We start from the raw sequence: 16880 nt of genomic DNA, 5'->3' as shown, positions 1-16880 counted from the left end.
ACAGATATACCCGACCGTCCGCCCGATTAGGTCGCGATCAGCTACCAACTGTGCCGTTGCCACCCGAGGTGGGTCGCAGCGGCACCGGCCGGGGTGAGGGCCGGGCCCCGGACGGTGGACGCCGGTTGGCGTTCATCGACGCCTGTTTGAGCGACCAGATGTTGACCGACTCGGCGTGCACGCCACCCCGCGGCAGGGTCGCGCCGTCGGTGAACTCCTCCTCGGTCATGGCCTGGAGCGCCGCGAGGGCCACCCCGACCACGCAGGCGGCGGTGATCAGCGTGATCGGGATGATCATCGCGAGTGGGGCCAGGCCCTTGACGTCGCCCGGGGTGATCGGTCGCAGCTGCACCGACATCGCGGCCATCCCGGTGTAGTGCATGCCGCACACCGCCACCGCCATGATTCCGGCGGCCGCGGCGGTCGGTCCATAGCCGCGCACCGAGACGGTGAACCAGAGGGCGATCGTGGACGCCACCACGGCGATGATCCCGGACGCGACGACCAGCATCACGTTGTAGTGGACGACGCCGGCGACGTGCAGGCCCTCCATGCCGCTGTAGTGCATGGCCAGCACGCCGATGCCGGTCAGCAGCCCGGACGCCACCACCTTGGGCAGGCTGCGCCGCCCGTTGCCCACGACCAGCAGCCCGATGCCGACGGTGACCACGGCGAACGCGAAGCTGACGACGGTCATCGGGATCGAGTAGCGCACCGGGCTGTCCGGCACGTCGAAACCGAGCATGGCCGCGAAGTGCATCAGCCAGATCGCGCCACCACCGATCGCGAAGGCCGCGATCGCCAGCCAGCGGTTGCGCCGGCTTCTCGTACGCGCGTCGCGGGCCCGTCTGGTGCCGAGCAACCCGAAGAAGGACCCCAGGAACGCCAGCAGGAACGCAGCGATCGGGTTGAATGCTCCGTACGTGAAGTGATGGACATGGGCCACGGACCGCACCTCGCGAAGATCGAAGAATCGTTCGCGAGCGATTCAGTCAGGTTTCGGTGGCCAGTCAGCGGACGCAGAGTGCGCATGTGGCCGGACAAAGGAAACCGGGGCCACCTGATCAGGTGACCCCGGCGGGGGAGTCGAGATGCACGGGCCGGTCAGGTGAAGATGCTGACGCCGCCGGGGCCCACCAGAAGTCCGACGATGATCAGCACGATGCCCCAGAGGAGCTGCCGCCGGAACAGCGCGAAGATACCGGCGACCACCAGGATGACTGCAAGGATCCAGAGGAGTGTGTCCATGACCTGGCGATTACCCGGACGTCCGAAATCGAAAACCTAGGAAACTCCGGCGAGCTCGCTGTCCACCTCGTCCTGATCGGAGAGCAGCTGGTAGACGTTGTACGCCTGTTTGATCACCGGGTGGGCCACGTTGCGTACGGGTACTCCTCCCGGGGTACGCCCCCGCTCCGACCCGTGGTGCGCGTGCCCGTGCAGGGCGAGCGCGGTCGGCGCCGAGTCGATCGCCTGGCCGAGCTGATAGCACCCGAGGAACGCGTAGATCTCGAGCGGCTCGCCGACCAACGTCTCCGGCACCGGGGCGTAGTGGGTGAGCGCCACCAGCGCGTCGCACTGCACCGAGCGCAGCGCCTCACCGAGGCTCGCCGCGTACCTCTCGGTGGTGGCGACGAAGTCCTTCATCTCGCGTTCGCCGAAATTGCTGGCGCACGCCCCGGCGAACCCGCCGCCGAAGCCCTTGGTGCCGGCGATGCCGAGCCGGTGCCCGTGCAGCTCGAGCACGGTCGCCGCGCCCTCCAGCACGGTGATCCCGGCGTCCTCGATCGTCTTGGTGACCGCGTCCTGCTGGTCGCTCTGGTGGTCGTGATTGCCCAGTACCACCACGACCGGCACGCCGAGCCCGCCGAACTCGGTCGCGAAGCACTTCGCCTCGTCGATCGTGCCGTGCCGGGTCAGGTCGCCGGCGACCAGCAGCGCGTCGGCCCGCTCCGGCAGCTCTTCCAGGGCGGGCCGGTAGCGGCCCACCACGTCCTTGTCCACGTGGACGTCGCCGACGGCGGCGATCCGGATCATGAAATCTCCTCCACCTCGCTGGGCGCCTGGGCCCGGGTGACGCCGATGTCACACACGATCTCGACGTCCGGGAAGTGCTCGGTGATCTGCCGGCAGATCTCGTCGCGCCGCTGCCCGCTCTCCACCTCGCCGCCGAGCACCACCTGGTGGTCCCGGCGCTGCACGGTGATGCCCTGTTCGGCGACCCGGTCGTTCTCGGTCAGCAGCCGCTGGATCTCTGCCTCCAGGTCGATCTGCTTCGTCATCTCAACCACCCACCTTGATGTCGTCGTCGTCGCCGAGCGGCACGACGTCCAGCCGGTCGAGCAGCAGCATGAACGCTTCGGCGTACGGTGACTTGGCCGTCTCCCTCCGCACCCGCGCCCAGTCGATCTGCTCGCGCAGCGAGCGGGCGATCGGCAGCCCGGTGGCGAAGTCGCAGTAGTGCTGGCTGTAGCTGAGCAGCTTGTGCACCATCAACCGGCTGGCCGAGATCACCGGCATGTAGATGGCCTCGACCGAGATCCGCGACGTGTCGGCCAGCGTCTCGTCGGTCACCGGCGACTCCACCGGCCGATAGATCAGGTCGACCATCCGGTCCTCGTCGTAGACCTTGACCAGCCAGTCCTCGGGCGGCTGCTCGACCCGGAAGCCGACCTTGGCCAGCTCGGCGAGCGCCGGTTCCTTGTCCTGCTCGCGGATCAGGAAGTCGACGTCGTGATCGCTGGAATGGCCACCGTGGGCGTACACCGCGAAGCTGCCCCCGAGCGCGAACGGGATGTCGGCCGCCTTCAACGTCGCGGCCACCCACTTCAGCGTTCCGGCCAGCCCCTCGTCAACCCGGTGCGGCATGAATATCCCCCTGTGGTGATACGTGGTCTGTACCGATAAGGACTACCCACCCGGGGCCAAGGTCAAAATCAACTGCTTCAACCCCATTCTGTACGCCCGGCAGCAGCGTCGCCGGAGAACCCTGCGTGACCGCGCCGGATACCGTTGGTTCACATGCAGCCCCGCCCGGTACGCACCATCGCCCTGATCGGTCCCGACGGTTCCGGCAAGACGACCCAGGCCCGCCGCCTCGCGGCCGAGCTGGCCGCCGTAGGGCTGCCCGCCACCTACTTCCGTCACGCGGGTGGCCGCCGCTGGTTCGGCCGCCTCGCCGCCCGCCTGGGCCGCGCCGACGCCGACGCCCTGCTGGGCAGCCGCCGGATGCTCTTCGCCGAGTCGGTCCTGCGCTGGCTGGCGATCCTCCGCACGCTGCTCCGGCGCACCCTGACCGGCGAGATCGCGGTCATGGACCGCTACGCCGCCTGCCAGTACGCCAGCCTCCGCGCCCGTTCCGCCGCCCCGGCCGCCGAGCGCCGCGCCCGCCTCGCCTACCGCCTGTTCCCGGCTCCCGACGTGACCGTCCTGCTGACGGTCGACCCGCGCACCGCCCAGCACCGCATCGACACTCGCGGCTACGACCACGAAACCCTCGACTACCTGGTCGCCTCGTCCGCCGCCTACCGCTCACTGCCGGAGTTCCCGGCCTTCGTGGTCGTCGACGGCAACGGCACCCCCGACGAGGTGGCGGCCGGCATCCGGGCCGCCCTGCCCGCGGTAGCCCCCGAGCCCGCCCACCGCGCCAGGATCCGCGCCACCGTCCTGGCCGGCACCCCGGTCCTCGCCGGCGCCGCCGCACTCGGCCGCCAATTGGCCGAGGTGTTCTAAGCCCGCCCCACCCGCCCAACCCCGCGTCCCCGGCGCCGCATGACCCGCCCGGGACCACGTCGCCCGCTTCGGCCCGCTCGAAGGCGCAGCGCCGCGCTTCGGCCCACTCGGAAGCGCAGCGCGGCGCCTCGTGATCCGCGCGGTCCACCGGAGGCGCGTTGGCCGCGGGGTCGGGGACTCAGGCCCGGCCGTAGACCGGGATCTGAGCGCCGCTCGTCGGGCCCGAAGCGTCCGAGGCCAGAAACAGGATGACCCGCGCGATCTCGTCCGGGGAGACCCACCTGCCGTGGTCGGCGTCCGGCTGATCGCGGCGGTTGGCCGGGGTGTCGATGATGCTCGGCAGCACCGTGTTGCAGCGCACACCCTGCTTGCGGTATTCGACCGCGACCGCACCGGCGAAGGCCAGGACAGCCGCCTTCGCCGTCACGTAGCCGGCCGCCCCGGCGAACGGGGAGACCGCCGCCCGCGACGACACGCACACGATCGAGCCGCCGCCCGCCGCCACCAGGTGTGGCAGGGCGCCCGAGGTCACCAGATAGGTCGGGCGCAGGTTACGGGTCAGCATGGCCTCGAAGTCCTCGACCGGGGTGTCGCCGACCAGCGCGCCCCCGCCGTATCCTCCGGCGACGTTGACCACGGCGCGCAGCGGCGCGTCATCCGCCCCGGCCGCGACGCGGACCGCGGCTTCGACCTCCGCCGCGACACTCAGATCGCTTTCGACGGCGATCGCGCCTTCCGCGAGGCGTCCCGCCGAACCCGGCCGCACCGGCGCGACCACGCGCCATCCGCCGGCCAGGAAGGCGGAGACGGTGGCGGCTCCCAGGCCACCCGTTCCGCCGGTGATCAGTGCGGTTCCCGGGGTGTTCATGCGGATCATCCGAGCACGCCGGCCCGCCCGCACGCCTGTGCTTTTCGTCACTGACCCATCGGGATGGCCGAACGGCTCCGAACCGTTGGCGAAAGGGTGGTCACCGGAAGAGGGAGTCACCCGGTCGGGCGAGTGAACTGCGGCGTCGCGTGCCGCATTGTGGCAGGTGGTCCCGTTCGGCAGTGTGACGGGATCTTTTGCTGAGGCCTTTTGTTTCAGGCTGTCAGCAACCGGTCGATGCTGCACGTGAACCTGGAGAGCCGGCTGGCCGTACAGGGTAGTGACGAGCATCCCAAGCCCCCGGTGATGCCCGTCGCTGTGACGGATGAGAGGCCGATGGTGTCATGGAGCCCACAACGGGTATGCGTCTGTGCGCGGAACTGAGCCGAGACGCGGTCAGAAAAGCCCGCTGCGGAGCCCTCCACAGCAAGTCTGCACTCGGCTCTCAGCTACCGCCCAGACATTCGTGACACTTTCGACCCACCAGCCGGAATCAAGCACTGGCCGCCATTTGTTGTGTAGATGTCAGCAACCGCAATGCACGAACCGCGGACGTTACGGGGCGCGCTGATGAACGCAGGTAACACCCGTAACGGGATTCGTGAAGGCAATGAGGGGACCGTGGGCAACGTGGAGAAGAACACCGTGATGCGGACCGACCAGGTCGCCGAGGAGCGCGACCTCGTCGGAGTCTACCTGCACGAGATCTCCCGGACGCCACTGTTGGATGCTGCCAGGGAGGTCGAGCTCTCCAAGGCAATCGAGGCGGGCCTCTATGCCGAGTTTCTTCTCGACTCTGGTGAGGTCCGGCGTGGTGTGAGCCGGGAAGAGCTGGAGCGCCTGGTCACCGAGGGCTCCAAGGCCAAGGACCTGTTCATCCGGGCCAACCTGCGGCTGGTCGTCTCGATTGCCCGGCGCTACGTGCGTTCGGGCATGCCGATGCTCGATCTGATCCAGGAGGGCAACACCGGTCTGGTCCGCGCGGTCGAGAAGTTCGACTACGAGCGCGGCTACAAGTTCTCGACGTACGCGACCTGGTGGGTTCGCCAGGCCATCAGCCGCGCGATCGCCCAGCAGGAGCGCACCGTCCGGCTGCCCGTGCACCTGGTCGAGGACGTCAACCGGATGCGCAACGTGACCCGTCAGCTCGTCCGTGAGCTGGGCGGCGACCCGGAGCCCGAGCAGATCGCGGCGTCTCTGGGCGTGACCGTCGAGCGGGTCAACGAGCTCACTCGCTGGGCCCAGGACACCGTCTCCCTGGACACGCCGGTCGGCGACGACGGCGACACCAACCTGGGTGACCTGGTGGCCGACAGCGACGCGCCGTCGCCGGAAGAGATCGTGCTGACCGCACTGGAGCGGCAGCGCATCGAGGGCCTGCTCAACCACCTCGACGACCGTTCGGCCGGCATCATGCGGGCGCGCTACGGGCTCGAGGACGGCCGGGAGCACTCGCTGACCGAGGTGGCTTCGCGCTTCTCGCTCAGCCGGGAGCGCATCCGCCAGCTGGAGATCCAGGCGTTGGGCCGGCTGCGTGAGCTCGCCCGGGCCGAGGGCCTGCAGGCCGCTTGAGCAACGACGTAAAAGGCCGGTACCCCGCGAGGGGTACCGGCCTTTTCTGCTACGTGGATCCGATCAGGTCACTCGGCCGTAGCCGTAGATCGGCATGCCACGGTTGATCGAGCGCTTGTCGACCGGTTCGCCCTCGCGCGGGGCGTCGATGATCTGGTTGTTGCCGACGTAGATGCCGACGTGCGCGAGGCTGTTGTAGAACACCAGGTCGCCGGGTTCGAGGTCGCCGCGGCTGATGTGCGCCACGTCACCCCACTGTGCGGCCGCGTTGTGCGGCAGCGAGTGACCCGCCGCCTTCCACGAGGCCATGGTGAGACCGGAACAGTCGTAGCTGCCCGGGCCGTCGGCGCCGAACACGTACGACGAGCCGATGGCGTTGAACGCGTACCGGACGGCGACGCCGGCGTCACCCGAAACGTTCGGGATCGAGCCGGTGTACTTGTGACCGGACTGCGTCGGACTGCCGTACGCCTGGGTCCGCTTCGCCTTGAGCGACTTGATGTCCTTCTCGATCTTGGCCTTGCGGGCCTTGATCTCGGCCAGCTGCGCCGCCTGCTTCTGCTGAGTCGACTTCAACTCGGTCTGCCGCTGGGCGAACGTCTGGGTCGTCTGGGTGAAGTTGTCGATGTCGCGCTGGTTGGACTGCTGGAGCTGATCGAGGAAGCCCATCTTCGCCATGAGGTCGCCGCTGTTGCCGTCCAGCAGGGCGCTCATCGGTCCGACCCGGCCCTGCACATAGGCAGTGGTGGCGATGGTGCCGACCTGCGCACTCGCATTCTGCAGGGCGGCCTTCGCCGGGGCCAGGGAAGCCTGGAGCTTCGTCAGATCGGACTGCGTCTTCTGGAGGCTGATGTTCATCGCGTTGTACGACTCGACGACAACCTCGAGTTGCTTGGACTGCGCGTCGATCTGCTTGGTCAGATCGCTTGTCGAGGGGCTCGCGTGTGCGGCTTGGGCACCGGTCAGGGTGACCGCGAATGCCGTCACCGCGATCACGAGCGCTCTCAGCCTCGTGCGGGGGTGTGGCACGGGTGTAGTGGCCTTTCTTCCGCTCGGCCGCCTACCGGGTTAGCTGACGGATTCGGGCGGGAAGAAGGCCCTACCGCTGACGCGGATTCACCCCAACGAACACGGTTCCCCGGCTCGTCACGACGCGCTTTCAACAACGCCCGGGGGAGAGCGCCAAACACGCCGTGATGATTAGGCAGCGTTGGCCGGCGCCACCGGAGGGTGTGGCTGCGGACCGAACCAACCGCACCAACCTATCGATGGGAAATTCAAAATCAAGTGCTATCCGAGTGAATTATGCCAATAGACCGGTATGTGTCGATGATCCCGATAACGCATTGTCATTCGGCATGAGCAACGCGTAGAACTGTAGGCTCAAACCGGACTTTTTGCCAGAGTCGCGTCGTCATTTTCAGTACGTGCCCAATCACGCGACACCTTCCGCTCGGTCCAGAACGAGAGGAACGGAATGGTGCCGGCCGCCATCACCAGAATCATCCGCAGGAAGGGCCAGCGAAGCCGGCGCGCGAGATCGAACGTGAGCGCCAGGTAGATCATGAAGAGGAAGCCGTGCGCCGGGCCGACGATCGCCACCACCGTGTCGTTACCGGCGGCGTACTTCAGCGGCATGCCGACGAGCACCAGCACGAGCAGGCCCACGCCGACGATCCAGGCGATGATCCGGTAACGAACGAGAGCTCCGTGCACTTCGACGTCCTTACTGTGTCCGCTCTTGCTCGACCCGCCTCGGGCCGGGGTAGTCGCCCGGCCGGGCGCCGGGATGCGCCGCCAGCCAGGCCAGGTAGTCGTTGTAGGCGTCCAGCTCGGGGTCGTCCTCGTTGGCCGCGGCCTTGACCGGGACCCGCACCGGCCGGCCGACCGTAACAGGCGCGCCTGGAAGCTTCCCGGCCGGCGCTGGGGGTTCGACGGGCGTCTCGGCAGGCTCCTCTCCATCGGGGCCCCGGCGGGCGACCTGCACCTCGCGGAACCAGAGGAAGACCACGAAACCCGCGAATATCGGCCATTCGAACGTGTAGCCCCAGCTCAGCGTGTTTCCGCCGGCGGCGCGGTCGAATTGCCACCAGCCCAGCGCGAGGAATCCCACGGTCAGGGCGAGGGCCAAAAGGTGCCGCGCGAGCCACGCGGGAGTCCACAGCCCCTTCATGCCTTTGAGCGTACAAGTGGGGGTTTGTTGATCGTCTGAGCGGGCACCCGCAGAGTCATGACTGACGCAACGCAGGCCGATGTCTTCGAGATCGGCATCGATCCGGCCGAGCTCACCGAGGACGACCTCCTCCGTGAGCTGTCCAGCCTCTATCGGACCCGGCTGAGCACGCTGCGGCACGGCCCCGACGCCGCGCTGGCCAACCACTTCAAACGCACCGCCGCGCTGGAGACCGAGTACGTGGTCCGGCACCCCGGCCGCGAGGTCGACCCGAGCCGCCTCACCCAGGACTTCTGAGGTGATCCGCGCACTCCGGGAGCGGGTCGCGCACGTCAGCCAGGCGTACGCGCCGCACGAGCACCGCCCGCTGGACGGCTACCTGGTGGCGATGGGCGCCTTCGGCGCGCTGGGCGTGAGCCTGGTCGCCGGTGCCCGGCTGCTCGGGCGATCCGCGCCCGAGCGGCCCTCGCTGGCCGACGTGGCGCTGGTGTCGGTGGCCACCCACAAACTCAGCCGTTTGCTCGCCAAGGACGCGGTGACCAGCCCGCTGCGCGCCCCGCTCACCCGTTATTCGGCCCCGGCCGGTGCGGCCGAGCTCAACGAGGAGGTACGCGACGAGGGCAGCGCCGTGCGGCACGGCATCGGTGAGCTGGTGACCTGCCCGTTCTGCCTCGCGGTGTGGGTCGCCACCGGCCTGACCGGCGGTCTGGTGCTGGCACCCCGCGCGACTCGGCTCGCCTCCGCCGCCCTCACTGCGACGGCCGTGTCGGACTTCCTGCAGCTCGCCTACGACGCCGCGAAGAAACAAGTGGAGTGACCGGCGTCACAACCGCTAACGGAATCGTGGACCGGGACCGACCGTTGAGAGCAGATGTCGGTGTGTTCACTGTCCCCGGGCCTCACCACTTTGCCTTCACGGAATACCGTTCGGCTGGAGCCGTGTTGAGCCTTTCGCCGCGAGGCGACATGCACACCGACACCTTTGTGGGCAGGGCCTCCGGAGCAATCCGGGGGCCCTGTTCGGTTTCGGTCGCGGGCCACCGGGGGAAGCCGATCACCATGACCGACGACCGGACCGACCAGCGCGCCGCCGAACTGCTCCCCGAGGAGCGAGCGGCCGGAAGCGACGACCCGCGTGCGCAGGCGGAGGCGATCCTCGCCGACTCGGACCGGCGCGAGCACGACCCGCAGCCCGTCGAGGAGCGTTCCTCCGATCAGAGCGCCCAGTAGGGCACGCGACTTCCGTGCCGGTCGATCCCCATGGCAGGATCCAGCGCGTGTCCGCCCAGAATCGCCGCATTTCGGCGTCCAAGCCCGGTCTTGCCCGGCGATTGCTGCGCCGCGCGTCGGTGTCCGGCCACGGGCGCCCGCGTTCCGGCGAGCTGAGCGGCCCGCACACGGTCGAGACCGCCGGACTCCTCCACGAGGTCACGGCGCTGCTGCTCGGCGCCGACAGCTTCACTCAGGCGGTCGAGCGGCTCGCGGCCTTCGGCGCGAGCGCGGTGCCGGGTGCGGTCCGATGCTCGGTCACCCTGATCAGCGAGGGCGGTCCGGCCACGATCACCGGGCATGGTCCGGCGGGGCAACAGCTCGACGAGATTTCGTACGCCGTGGGCAGCGGCCCCGGGCTCGACGCTGCTCGTACGCGGACCCTCGTCACGTCGCCCGACCTGATCGGCGACGAGCGCTGGCCCGACCTGGCACCGGTTGCTTCGCAGAGCGGCGTGCGTTCGGTGGTGGCGGTCCCGATCGACGTGCAGCGGGTCTCGGTCGGTGCGCTGAGCCTCTACGCCGAGGCGCCGGACGGCATCGCGCCGTCGATGCTGCTGACCGCGATGGCGATCGCCACCCAGGCCGAAATCCTGCTGGGGGAGATCCGCCGCCGGGACGCTCTGGTCGAGGGCGCGGCCGTCGACCGGGCGGTCGGCGTGATCATCGCGCAGCGCAACTGTGGTGTGCAGGAGGCCTACGCGTTCCTGCAGGACACCGCGCAACGCCTGGGACTCGACCGGCGAACGGTCGCCGACCGCCTCGTCGTGGCGGTCGCCCGAAAGCAGTGAGGGGCACACGCGCCCGGCGGACGTGCGTACCCCTCACGGGTTTTGACCTTGATCTTTAGGCGTTGTCCTTGCCGGCCGGGACCGGCTCGTCGGCCGGCAGCGGCCCGGCGCCGACCTCGCCCGGCACGCCCATGCTGTTCTCGGCGGCCAGGACGTCGTCGGCGCGCTGCTGCTGGGCCGAGCGGCGGGAGAGCGGGATCTCGGGCAGGAAGAGCACCACGATCAGCCCGACGACCATGACCGCGGCGGCCAGGATGAAGACCACCTGGATGCCGTCGGAGAAGCCGACCTTGAACGGGTGGGCCACCACCGCGGACAGCTTGCCCAAAAACGAGGTGTCGTTGAGGGCGCTGCCGCTCTGGGCCTGCTGGAGAACCTGGAGCTGGCCCGGGTTCTGGGCGACCGACTGCTTGAACGCGTCGGTCGCACCCGCCGACCGGTAAGCCGACGCGATCTTGCCGCCGACGACGTTGAACAGCACCGACAGGAAGATCGCGGTGCCGAGCGTGCCGCCCATCGACCGGAAGAAGGTCACCGAGCTGGTCGCCACGCCGATCTCGCGCGGCGAGACCGCGTTCTGCACCGCCGTGATCATCGGCTGCATGTTGCCGCCGAGCCCGAGGCCCATCACGACCATGATCAGCATGGTCTTCCAGAGCGGGGTGTCCGCGCCGATCGTGGCGAAGAGCACGAGCGCGGCGACCATCAGCGTGCTGCCGATGATCGGGAAGATCCGGTAGCGGCCGGTGCGGGCGATCAGCTGGCCGGCGGTGATCGAACCGGCCATGATGCCGATCACGAACGGGATCATCTGCAGGCCGGCCTCGGTGGCCGAGGAGCCCTTGACGATCTGCAGGTAAAGCGGGACGGTCAGCAGGCCGCCGAACATCGCCATACCGATGATCGTGCTGGAGATCGAGCCGACCGCGACCGTCTTGTTCTTGAAGAGCCGCAGCGGCAGCAGTGCCTCGTCGCCGTAGGCCCGCTCGGCGAGGATGAACGCGACGATGCCGAGCGCGCCGATGACGTAGCAGGCGAACGCGCGAGGTGAGTCCCAGCCCCAGTCGCGGCCCTGCTCGGCGACGGTCAGCAGCGGCACCAGGCCGACGATCAGGGCGACCGCGCCCGGCCAGTCGATGCGGTGGTCGTTGCGGGTGTGCGGGAGGTGCAGCACCTTGGCCACGACGGCCAGCGCCGCGACGCCGATCGGCACGTTCAGATAGAAGATCCAGCGCCAGCCGGTGATGCCGATGATCGAGTCCTGGCCGGCGAAGAAGCCGCCGAGCAGCGGGCCGATGACGCTCGCGGTGCCGAACACGGCGAGGAAGAGGCCCTGGTACTTGGCCCGCTCGCGGGGCGGGACGATGTCACCGATGATGGCCAGCGCCATCGACATCAGGCCACCGGCGCCGATGCCCTGGATCGCGCGGAAGGCGGCCAGCTCGTACATGTTCTGCGAGAGACCGCAGAGCATCGAGCCGATCACGAAGATGCTGATCGCGAAGAGGAAGAAGCCGCGGCGGCCGTAGATGTCGGACAGCTTGCCGTAGAGCGGCGTGGAGATCGTCGACGTGATGAGGAACGCGGTCGTGGCCCACGCCTGCAGGTTGAAGCCGTGCAGGTCGTCGGCGATCGTCCGGGTCGCCGTCGCCATGATCGTCTGGTCGAGGGCGGCGAGGAACATGCCCATCATCAGACCGGCGAGGATCGTCAGGATCTGGCGATGGCTGAAGTCCGCGGAAGGCTGGGCGGCGGCCGGCGGTCCGGCCATGGCCGGCTCGGTGGTCTTGGGGTTGCTCACGCGATCTCCCGTGTGGGTGGTGTTGCGGCCGGTTCCTGACGCAGAAGCGCCTCGACCGAGCTGTTGAATTGTTCGAAGAGGTCGGCGAACGCGACGATCCGTTCGTCCGGCCAGTGGTTGAGGGCCTCGCTGAGCATGCCGAGGCGCAGGTGCTGCAGCTTTTCGCAGGCGGCGACGCCGGACTCGGTCACCGCCAGCCGGGACGCCCGCCCGTCGACGGGGTCCGCTTCCCGGCGGGCCAGCCCGGCCTTGACCAGCTGGGCGACCTGCCGGCTGATCGTGGACGGGTCGGCCTGCTTGAGCTCGGCCAGGTCGGTGACCCGCATCGGCCCCATCACGTTCAGCGGGAACAGCAACATCAGGGCGGAGAACTCCGCACCGAGGTCTCCGGTGTTGAGCATGCTCTTGGCACGCTGGCCCAGCCGGATGAATCGAATGACTTCGTCGGCCAGGCGCGCGGTGCCGTTCTTAGCGTCCGATTTGCGCACTATGTCTGCCGTTCAGTGCAGGAGATTGATGCATGTAGCGTACAAGTATTTGCTTGATGAAACCAATTCGCGAAGGCTCAGCGGCCAGTGACGCTCATCGCATCCGCCACACGCCGGTCGACAGCGACCCGGTCTCCTCCAGCGCCGCGGGCACCGGCACGACGTACGCCGTGAGCTGCTGGAAGAGCCTCTCCGGGAAGTACCCACGGCCGGGGTCGCCAACCAGCACATCGGCAGATTCCCGGCGGGCATTACGCAGCCGGGACGTCATCTGAGGCGCCACCGTGGGGCTGTAGAAGACGTCGCCGGCCAGGATCACGTCACCGGCCGGCTCGCCCTCGGCGATCTCGACACCGTTGGCCGCGGCGTTACGCATCGCGGCGGCGACCGCGGCCGGATCGACGTCGCTGACACTCACGTCGGCGGCGCCCGCCCGGGCGGCGGCGATCGCCGCGACGCCGGAACCGGTCGCCAGGTCATGGACCCGCTTGCCGGCCACCACCTCGGGATGATCGAGCACGTAACGGGCGAGGGCCTGACCGCCCGCCCAGACGAACGCCCAGAACGGCGGCGGCTCGTCGCTGTGGAACTCGCCACCGGTCAGATCGAACAGGCCGACCGGCTCGTCGAGCAGGTGCAGCGAGATCTCGGGGGCCAGCGGAACCGGCAGCAGGGTCAGGTGCACCGGGCGATTCTGCGCGCCGGCTCCGGTGACCGCGCCCTATTTAAGCTGGGTCACATCGCCGGCCAGCACCAGCTTCGCCCGGTATTCGGCCCGCGCCTCGGCGGCCCACGGCTCGTCGACGTCCTCGAGCAACGGGCGGGACGCCAGGAAACCGGCAGCGGTGAGCGGCTTGACCGCGCGGTTGGCCGGCCGGCCGGCGGCGGCCGAGATCAATTCGTCAAAACGGGCTGCATCGACCCGGACCCGATCCTGATCGAGAGCCACGTGATTGCGGTGAGTGACGACAACGGAATCGCGTGCATTTACCCCGGGCTCGAGATGCTCCCGCAACACGGCCAAATCGGTTTCGATCGCCCGCTTGGTGGTACCGAACAGTTCGGCCAGCTCCGAGATGGACGCCTTGCCACGCAACGCGATCAGGGCGAACAGGATGCGCGGTCGGTCGCCGCCGAAGTCGTCGCCCGCGAGGCACTCACCGCGGGTCCGGACCTCGAGCCGGCCGAAGAGCTGGATGTCGAACATGAAACGGAACTCTGCGTCTGAGAGAGTTGAGCGGCAAGCCCCAATGCGAGGGGGCCACTCACCCGAAAGATAGGTAATGACGGCCGCTTGGCTTCAACCCGTCATCGGGCGTACCGACGGAACGGAGACGGCCCGTCGGACCACCAGGCTGTTGGTAGGTCGGGGATCAATGCTGGTACTCCTTAGACTTCGCGGGGTCGGTCAGAGGAAAGGTGGCGCATGAACAACGGCGAAGCGATCAGCGTCCTCGTCGTCGACGGCCACCAGACGTTTGCCGAGCTGCTCGGACACGCACTGGCCGGCCAACCCGACCTGAGGTACGTGGGCCACGCGCTCACGGGTGCGGAGGCACTGCGGCTCGCCGCGGAACTGAAACCCAACGTGATCCTGCTGGATCCCGAACTGTCCGATGCGGACGGCATCGCCATCGCGGAGTTGCTCCGTGTCCGCCAACCGGACACCCGTGTGGTGATCCTCACGGCGAGCGACGAATCCGCCCTGGTCGGACGCGCGACGGCGGCCGGCGCGGCCGGGTTCCTGTCCAAGAACGGTGCGCTCGGCGACGTGCTGAACGCGTTGCGTACGGCCCACGGCGGCGGCATGACGGTGTCCACCGACATCCTCGCCCGGCTGCTGCGCAGCACGACACCCGTGGTCGGTCCGCGCGGTGGTGGGCTCACCGTCCGTGAGGACGAGGTGCTGCAGCTGATGGCGGCCGGATTGGACGCCCGGGCCATCGCCCGGCGGTTGGGCATCAGCCTCCACACGTGCCGCGGATACGTGAAAGCGGTCCTCGCCAAGCTCGGCGCGCACAGTCAGTTGGAAGCGGTCGCCATTGCGACCCGCCGTGGGCTGATCCGTCCCAATCGCCCGTAACTCTAAGTAGTTCACGTCAGCACTCATCCGCAACGCTGCGGAATCCGTACCTGAACATGAGCGCCGCTCATACGGCGTGATCAGGGGAGGCATGCCGTGGACCGCACAACTGCCGACGGCGCATTGTCCGATGTGTCCGCGTCCGAGGCGCCGTCCGGACGGGTCGCCAAACCGCCCTTTCGCCGTCCGCCGGTACAGCTGCCGGTCCCCGAGGCCAGCCCGACACCGGGCACAACCTCGTCGACCTGGTTCGGCCCGCGCGTCGCGGCGGCCGAGGACGGCGCCGCCCGGCCCGAGGGCGACGCCCCGCCGGCCGAACCGCCGCCCGAGCCCGACTTCGGCCCGGCGAGCGCCGGACGCACCTCCTTCGGCGTGACGTCCGGGCCGATCTCGCCGAGGCGGTCCGGGGCCGCTCTGCCCGCCCGGATCCCGCGCGGCACGACCGTCGAAGGTGGATCGTTCGCCGGCGGTCCGTGGAGCGGCGCACCGGGCGCCACGGCGCCCGGCGGTGGTTCTTCACGCGGGGACGGTTCTTCGCGCGGCGACGGTTCTTCGCGCGGCGACGGTTCTTCGCGCGGTCAGGCGACACAAGGGCCGGGTGCGGCGGCTCCGGCCGAGGCGCTTCCCGTACTCGGGCAGCCCGCCACCGAAAGCAGCCGGACCGCTCACCAGGTGAACGGGAGATGGGCGCTCCCCGCGGGCAACTCCGCCCCGTCAACGGCGCCGTCGACCTCGACCGGTTCGGGCTGGACCGGTTCGGGGCCGGCGGCCTCGACGTCCGACAATTCCGGCCAGATCGGGTCGGGCAGCGGGGCGTTCGCACCGGCGGGGCCGGGCTGGGAGCGTTCGGGTTCCGCGGGGTCGGGCAGCGGGGCGTTCCCACCGGCGGGGCCGGGCTGGGAGCGTTCGGGTTCCGCGGGCTCGGAGAGCGGATCCTCTGCGGCCGATGTCGGCTGGAGTGGGTCCTTCGCGGCGGATGCCGGGCGGGGTGGGTCTGGGGCTGTGTCTCCGGGCTTGACCGGGTCGGGGTGGGGTGGCGGCGGGTCGTTGGATTTGGAGGCCGGCTCGGGAGTTGGGGCGGTTGGGTCTACTTCGACTGGTTGGGACGGGTCGGAGGCTTTGCCGGGCAGTGGGGCGGGATCGTCGGGGTCGGACGGGTATGCGTGGGATGCGCCGAGCGGGGAGTTCGGGCGGGCGGAGCGCGGCTGGGCGGACAAATCGGTCGGGCGTGGTGACAGTGGACGGACCGGCGGTCATCGGACGGTTGACGGGGGGCAGCACAGTGCGGGCTCCGCGCGTACGGGAAAAGGCGAGAAAGCGGCGGCGCCGCGGCAACCGAGGCTGGTTACCGTCGGGCTGGTCCTGATGGGGGTTGTCGTGCTGCTGGCGGGTGCAGTGGCCGGCGTCGTCTACTTCTCCGGCGGTGACCGGAACGACGACCGGGTGGCCGGCCGCAGCGCTAGCCCGGCCGCGAATGACAGCGCCCAGCGCACGGTCAGCGCGCCGATCGGCGACCGCAAGGCCGCGAGTTTCGAACTGCTGGCCGGGGCCAGCACCGTGCAGGTCAGCATGAAGGACCTGGGCGGTGACCTCTACCGGATCAGCACGCCGGCCGACGCCGGCATCAAGCCGAGCCCGGCGATCAAGGGCAACGACGTGCAGTTGCAGGTCGATCGTGACGGCACCGGGACCGGTGGCCAGATCCAGGTCGTGTTGTCCACGGCGGTACGGTGGCAGTTGCGCTTTTCCGGGTACGCCGATGAGCAGCGGATCAACCTCAGCGGCGGCAAGGTCAGCAGCGTCGAGATGGTCGCCGGCATGCACAAGGCCGAGCTGCAGCTGCCGGCGCCGTCCGGGACCGTGCCGGTGAAGATCACCGGTGCGGTGGATCGGCTGGCGCTGCGGTCGCCCGCCGACAACCCGGTGCGGGTCAAGGTCGGCGGAGGTGCGAACGACGTGGTCGCGGGCACCCGGAAACTGCACGACATCGCGCCCGGATCGACGCTGACGCCGAAGGACTGGAAGGCACACCGGGACCGCTACGACGTGACCACGGCGGCGGCGATCGGGTCGCTCAACGTGGATAACGCCTGACGGCGGGCC

21 protein-coding genes and 1 riboswitch are annotated in these 16880 nt (G+C 69.2%); of the genes, 8 read left to right on the top strand and 13 right to left on the bottom strand.

The window, feature by feature from the left end; genetic code table 11:
• Positions 1 to 37: 37 nt before the first annotated feature.
• The 5 genes from ACIA5C_RS17930 to ACIA5C_RS17910 all read right to left on the bottom strand — a co-directional run bounded on the left by ACIA5C_RS17930 (position 38) and on the right by ACIA5C_RS17910 (position 2868).
• Positions 38 to 946: an MHYT domain-containing protein gene (locus tag ACIA5C_RS17930; protein WP_396055828.1), complete on the bottom strand. Its 909-nt coding sequence runs from the start codon at positions 944 to 946 to the stop codon at positions 38 to 40.
• Positions 947 to 1104: 158 nt separating this feature from the next.
• Positions 1105 to 1248 carry a GPGG-motif small membrane protein gene (locus tag ACIA5C_RS17925; RefSeq protein ID WP_364108488.1) on the bottom strand — a complete coding sequence of 48 codons (144 nt, stop codon included), beginning with the start codon at positions 1246 to 1248 and terminating at the stop codon, positions 1105 to 1107.
• A 36-nt stretch (positions 1249 to 1284) separates the two neighbouring features.
• Positions 1285 to 2037 (bottom strand): metallophosphoesterase, encoded by a 753-nt coding sequence (locus ACIA5C_RS17920; protein ID WP_396055825.1) that lies wholly within the window; start codon positions 2035 to 2037, stop codon positions 1285 to 1287.
• Positions 2034 to 2282 carry a hypothetical protein gene (locus ACIA5C_RS17915; RefSeq protein ID WP_396055823.1) on the bottom strand — a complete coding sequence of 83 codons (249 nt, stop codon included), beginning with the start codon at positions 2280 to 2282 and terminating at the stop codon, positions 2034 to 2036. The genes ACIA5C_RS17920 and ACIA5C_RS17915 overlap by 4 nt, the downstream gene beginning before the upstream one ends.
• Position 2283: 1 nt before the next feature.
• On the bottom strand, positions 2284 to 2868 hold the full coding sequence (locus ACIA5C_RS17910; protein WP_396055821.1) for a nucleotidyltransferase domain-containing protein: 585 nt from the start codon (positions 2866 to 2868) through the stop codon (positions 2284 to 2286).
• Between the two features lie 153 nt (positions 2869 to 3021).
• On the opposite strand from ACIA5C_RS17910, the gene ACIA5C_RS17905 reads away from it, so the two are divergent.
• Positions 3022 to 3732, top strand: a complete 711-nt coding sequence (locus tag ACIA5C_RS17905; protein ID WP_396055819.1) for a dTMP kinase — start codon at positions 3022 to 3024, stop codon at positions 3730 to 3732.
• Positions 3733 to 3910: 178 nt separating this feature from the next.
• Here the strand turns inward: ACIA5C_RS17905 and ACIA5C_RS17900 are convergent, their stop codons facing one another.
• Positions 3911 to 4600 carry an SDR family NAD(P)-dependent oxidoreductase gene (locus tag ACIA5C_RS17900; RefSeq protein WP_396055817.1) on the bottom strand — a complete coding sequence of 230 codons (690 nt, stop codon included), beginning with the start codon at positions 4598 to 4600 and terminating at the stop codon, positions 3911 to 3913.
• A gap of 570 nt (positions 4601 to 5170) precedes the next feature.
• On the opposite strand from ACIA5C_RS17900, the gene ACIA5C_RS17895 reads away from it, so the two are divergent.
• On the top strand, positions 5171 to 6172 hold the full coding sequence (locus ACIA5C_RS17895; protein ID WP_396055815.1) for an RNA polymerase sigma factor RpoD/SigA: 1002 nt from the start codon (positions 5171 to 5173) through the stop codon (positions 6170 to 6172).
• A gap of 63 nt (positions 6173 to 6235) precedes the next feature.
• On the opposite strand, the gene ACIA5C_RS17890 is transcribed toward ACIA5C_RS17895, so the two are convergent.
• The 3 genes from ACIA5C_RS17890 to ACIA5C_RS17880 all read right to left on the bottom strand — a co-directional run bounded on the left by ACIA5C_RS17890 (position 6236) and on the right by ACIA5C_RS17880 (position 8345).
• Positions 6236 to 7168: an NlpC/P60 family protein gene (locus ACIA5C_RS17890; RefSeq protein WP_396055812.1), complete on the bottom strand. Its 933-nt coding sequence runs from the start codon at positions 7166 to 7168 to the stop codon at positions 6236 to 6238.
• 48 nt (positions 7169 to 7216) lie between these two features.
• A riboswitch (cyclic di-AMP (ydaO/yuaA leader) is annotated at positions 7217 to 7338 on the bottom strand.
• Positions 7339 to 7555: 217 nt separating this feature from the next.
• The gene (locus ACIA5C_RS17885; RefSeq protein ID WP_396055810.1) at positions 7556 to 7888 is read right to left on the bottom strand and encodes a DUF3817 domain-containing protein; all 333 of its coding nucleotides are present in this window, start codon (positions 7886 to 7888) and stop codon (positions 7556 to 7558) included.
• 10 nt (positions 7889 to 7898) lie between these two features.
• Entirely contained in the window at positions 7899 to 8345 is a 447-nt protein-coding gene (locus ACIA5C_RS17880; protein ID WP_396055808.1) for a hypothetical protein, read from the bottom strand.
• Positions 8346 to 8402: 57 nt separating this feature from the next.
• Between ACIA5C_RS17880 and ACIA5C_RS17875 the strand changes: the two genes are divergently transcribed.
• The 4 genes from ACIA5C_RS17875 (at position 8403) to ACIA5C_RS17860 (ending at position 10405) form a co-directional block, all read left to right on the top strand.
• A complete protein-coding gene (locus ACIA5C_RS17875; RefSeq protein ID WP_396055806.1) occupies positions 8403 to 8642 on the top strand; it encodes a DUF6158 family protein in 240 nt (79 codons plus the stop codon).
• Between the two features lie 4 nt (positions 8643 to 8646).
• Entirely contained in the window at positions 8647 to 9162 is a 516-nt protein-coding gene (locus tag ACIA5C_RS17870) for a DUF1360 domain-containing protein (protein ID WP_396056648.1), read from the top strand.
• A 242-nt stretch (positions 9163 to 9404) separates the two neighbouring features.
• Positions 9405 to 9575, top strand: coding sequence for a hypothetical protein (locus ACIA5C_RS17865; RefSeq protein ID WP_396055804.1), 171 nt, complete (start codon positions 9405 to 9407; stop codon positions 9573 to 9575).
• Positions 9576 to 9622: 47 nt separating this feature from the next.
• The gene (locus tag ACIA5C_RS17860) at positions 9623 to 10405 is read left to right on the top strand and encodes an ANTAR domain-containing protein (RefSeq protein ID WP_396055802.1); all 783 of its coding nucleotides are present in this window, start codon (positions 9623 to 9625) and stop codon (positions 10403 to 10405) included.
• Positions 10406 to 10460: 55 nt separating this feature from the next.
• On the opposite strand, the gene ACIA5C_RS17855 is transcribed toward ACIA5C_RS17860, so the two are convergent.
• The 4 genes from ACIA5C_RS17855 to ACIA5C_RS17840 all read right to left on the bottom strand — a co-directional run bounded on the left by ACIA5C_RS17855 (position 10461) and on the right by ACIA5C_RS17840 (position 13901).
• On the bottom strand, positions 10461 to 12206 hold the full coding sequence (locus ACIA5C_RS17855) for an MDR family MFS transporter (protein ID WP_396055800.1): 1746 nt from the start codon (positions 12204 to 12206) through the stop codon (positions 10461 to 10463).
• Positions 12203 to 12694, bottom strand: a complete 492-nt coding sequence (locus tag ACIA5C_RS17850) for a MarR family winged helix-turn-helix transcriptional regulator (protein ID WP_396055798.1) — start codon at positions 12692 to 12694, stop codon at positions 12203 to 12205. The genes ACIA5C_RS17855 and ACIA5C_RS17850 overlap by 4 nt, the downstream gene beginning before the upstream one ends.
• Before the next feature lie 94 nt (positions 12695 to 12788).
• On the bottom strand, positions 12789 to 13379 hold the full coding sequence (locus ACIA5C_RS17845) for a class I SAM-dependent methyltransferase (RefSeq protein ID WP_396055796.1): 591 nt from the start codon (positions 13377 to 13379) through the stop codon (positions 12789 to 12791).
• A gap of 36 nt (positions 13380 to 13415) precedes the next feature.
• The gene (locus tag ACIA5C_RS17840; protein WP_396055794.1) at positions 13416 to 13901 is read right to left on the bottom strand and encodes a hypothetical protein; all 486 of its coding nucleotides are present in this window, start codon (positions 13899 to 13901) and stop codon (positions 13416 to 13418) included.
• A 219-nt stretch (positions 13902 to 14120) separates the two neighbouring features.
• On the opposite strand from ACIA5C_RS17840, the gene ACIA5C_RS17835 reads away from it, so the two are divergent.
• Positions 14121 to 14777 carry a response regulator gene (locus tag ACIA5C_RS17835; RefSeq protein ID WP_396055792.1) on the top strand — a complete coding sequence of 219 codons (657 nt, stop codon included), beginning with the start codon at positions 14121 to 14123 and terminating at the stop codon, positions 14775 to 14777.
• A gap of 1365 nt (positions 14778 to 16142) precedes the next feature.
• Complete coding sequence (locus ACIA5C_RS17830; RefSeq protein WP_396055790.1) at positions 16143 to 16871, top strand: hypothetical protein; 729 nt, start codon at positions 16143 to 16145, stop codon at positions 16869 to 16871.
• Positions 16872 to 16880 lie beyond the last annotated feature (9 nt).

Origin of the sequence: Actinoplanes sp. NPDC051343, assembly GCF_044455125.1 — a bacterium.
Taxonomy (GTDB): Bacteria; Actinomycetota; Actinomycetes; order Mycobacteriales; family Micromonosporaceae; genus Actinoplanes.
The sequence above is the reverse complement of the archived record's forward strand: the minus strand, read 5'-3'. Positions and strand labels throughout refer to the sequence as shown.

What these genes read in the sequence shown, in the direction of transcription:
- ACIA5C_RS17925 (WP_364108488.1), bottom strand. Translation starts at nt 1,248, where the DNA reads ATGGACACACTCCTCTGGATCCTTGCAGTCATCCTGGTGGTCGCCGGT.
- ACIA5C_RS17920 (WP_396055825.1), bottom strand. Translation starts at nt 2,037, where the DNA reads ATGATCCGGATCGCCGCCGTCGGCGACGTCCACGTGGACAAGGACGTG.
- ACIA5C_RS17915 (WP_396055823.1), bottom strand. Translation starts at nt 2,282, where the DNA reads ATGACGAAGCAGATCGACCTGGAGGCAGAGATCCAGCGGCTGCTGACC.
- ACIA5C_RS17910 (WP_396055821.1), bottom strand. Translation starts at nt 2,868, where the DNA reads ATGCCGCACCGGGTTGACGAGGGGCTGGCCGGAACGCTGAAGTGGGTG.
- ACIA5C_RS17905 (WP_396055819.1), top strand. Translation starts at nt 3,022, where the DNA reads ATGCAGCCCCGCCCGGTACGCACCATCGCCCTGATCGGTCCCGACGGT.
- ACIA5C_RS17900 (WP_396055817.1), bottom strand. Translation starts at nt 4,600, where the DNA reads ATGAACACCCCGGGAACCGCACTGATCACCGGCGGAACGGGTGGCCTG.
- ACIA5C_RS17895 (WP_396055815.1), top strand. Translation starts at nt 5,171, where the DNA reads ATGAACGCAGGTAACACCCGTAACGGGATTCGTGAAGGCAATGAGGGG.
- ACIA5C_RS17880 (WP_396055808.1), bottom strand. Translation starts at nt 8,345, where the DNA reads ATGAAGGGGCTGTGGACTCCCGCGTGGCTCGCGCGGCACCTTTTGGCC.
- ACIA5C_RS17875 (WP_396055806.1), top strand. Translation starts at nt 8,403, where the DNA reads ATGACTGACGCAACGCAGGCCGATGTCTTCGAGATCGGCATCGATCCG.
- ACIA5C_RS17865 (WP_396055804.1), top strand. Translation starts at nt 9,405, where the DNA reads ATGACCGACGACCGGACCGACCAGCGCGCCGCCGAACTGCTCCCCGAG.
- ACIA5C_RS17840 (WP_396055794.1), bottom strand. Translation starts at nt 13,901, where the DNA reads ATGTTCGACATCCAGCTCTTCGGCCGGCTCGAGGTCCGGACCCGCGGT.
- ACIA5C_RS17835 (WP_396055792.1), top strand. Translation starts at nt 14,121, where the DNA reads ATGAACAACGGCGAAGCGATCAGCGTCCTCGTCGTCGACGGCCACCAG.
- ACIA5C_RS17830 (WP_396055790.1), top strand. Translation starts at nt 16,143, where the DNA reads ATGGGGGTTGTCGTGCTGCTGGCGGGTGCAGTGGCCGGCGTCGTCTAC.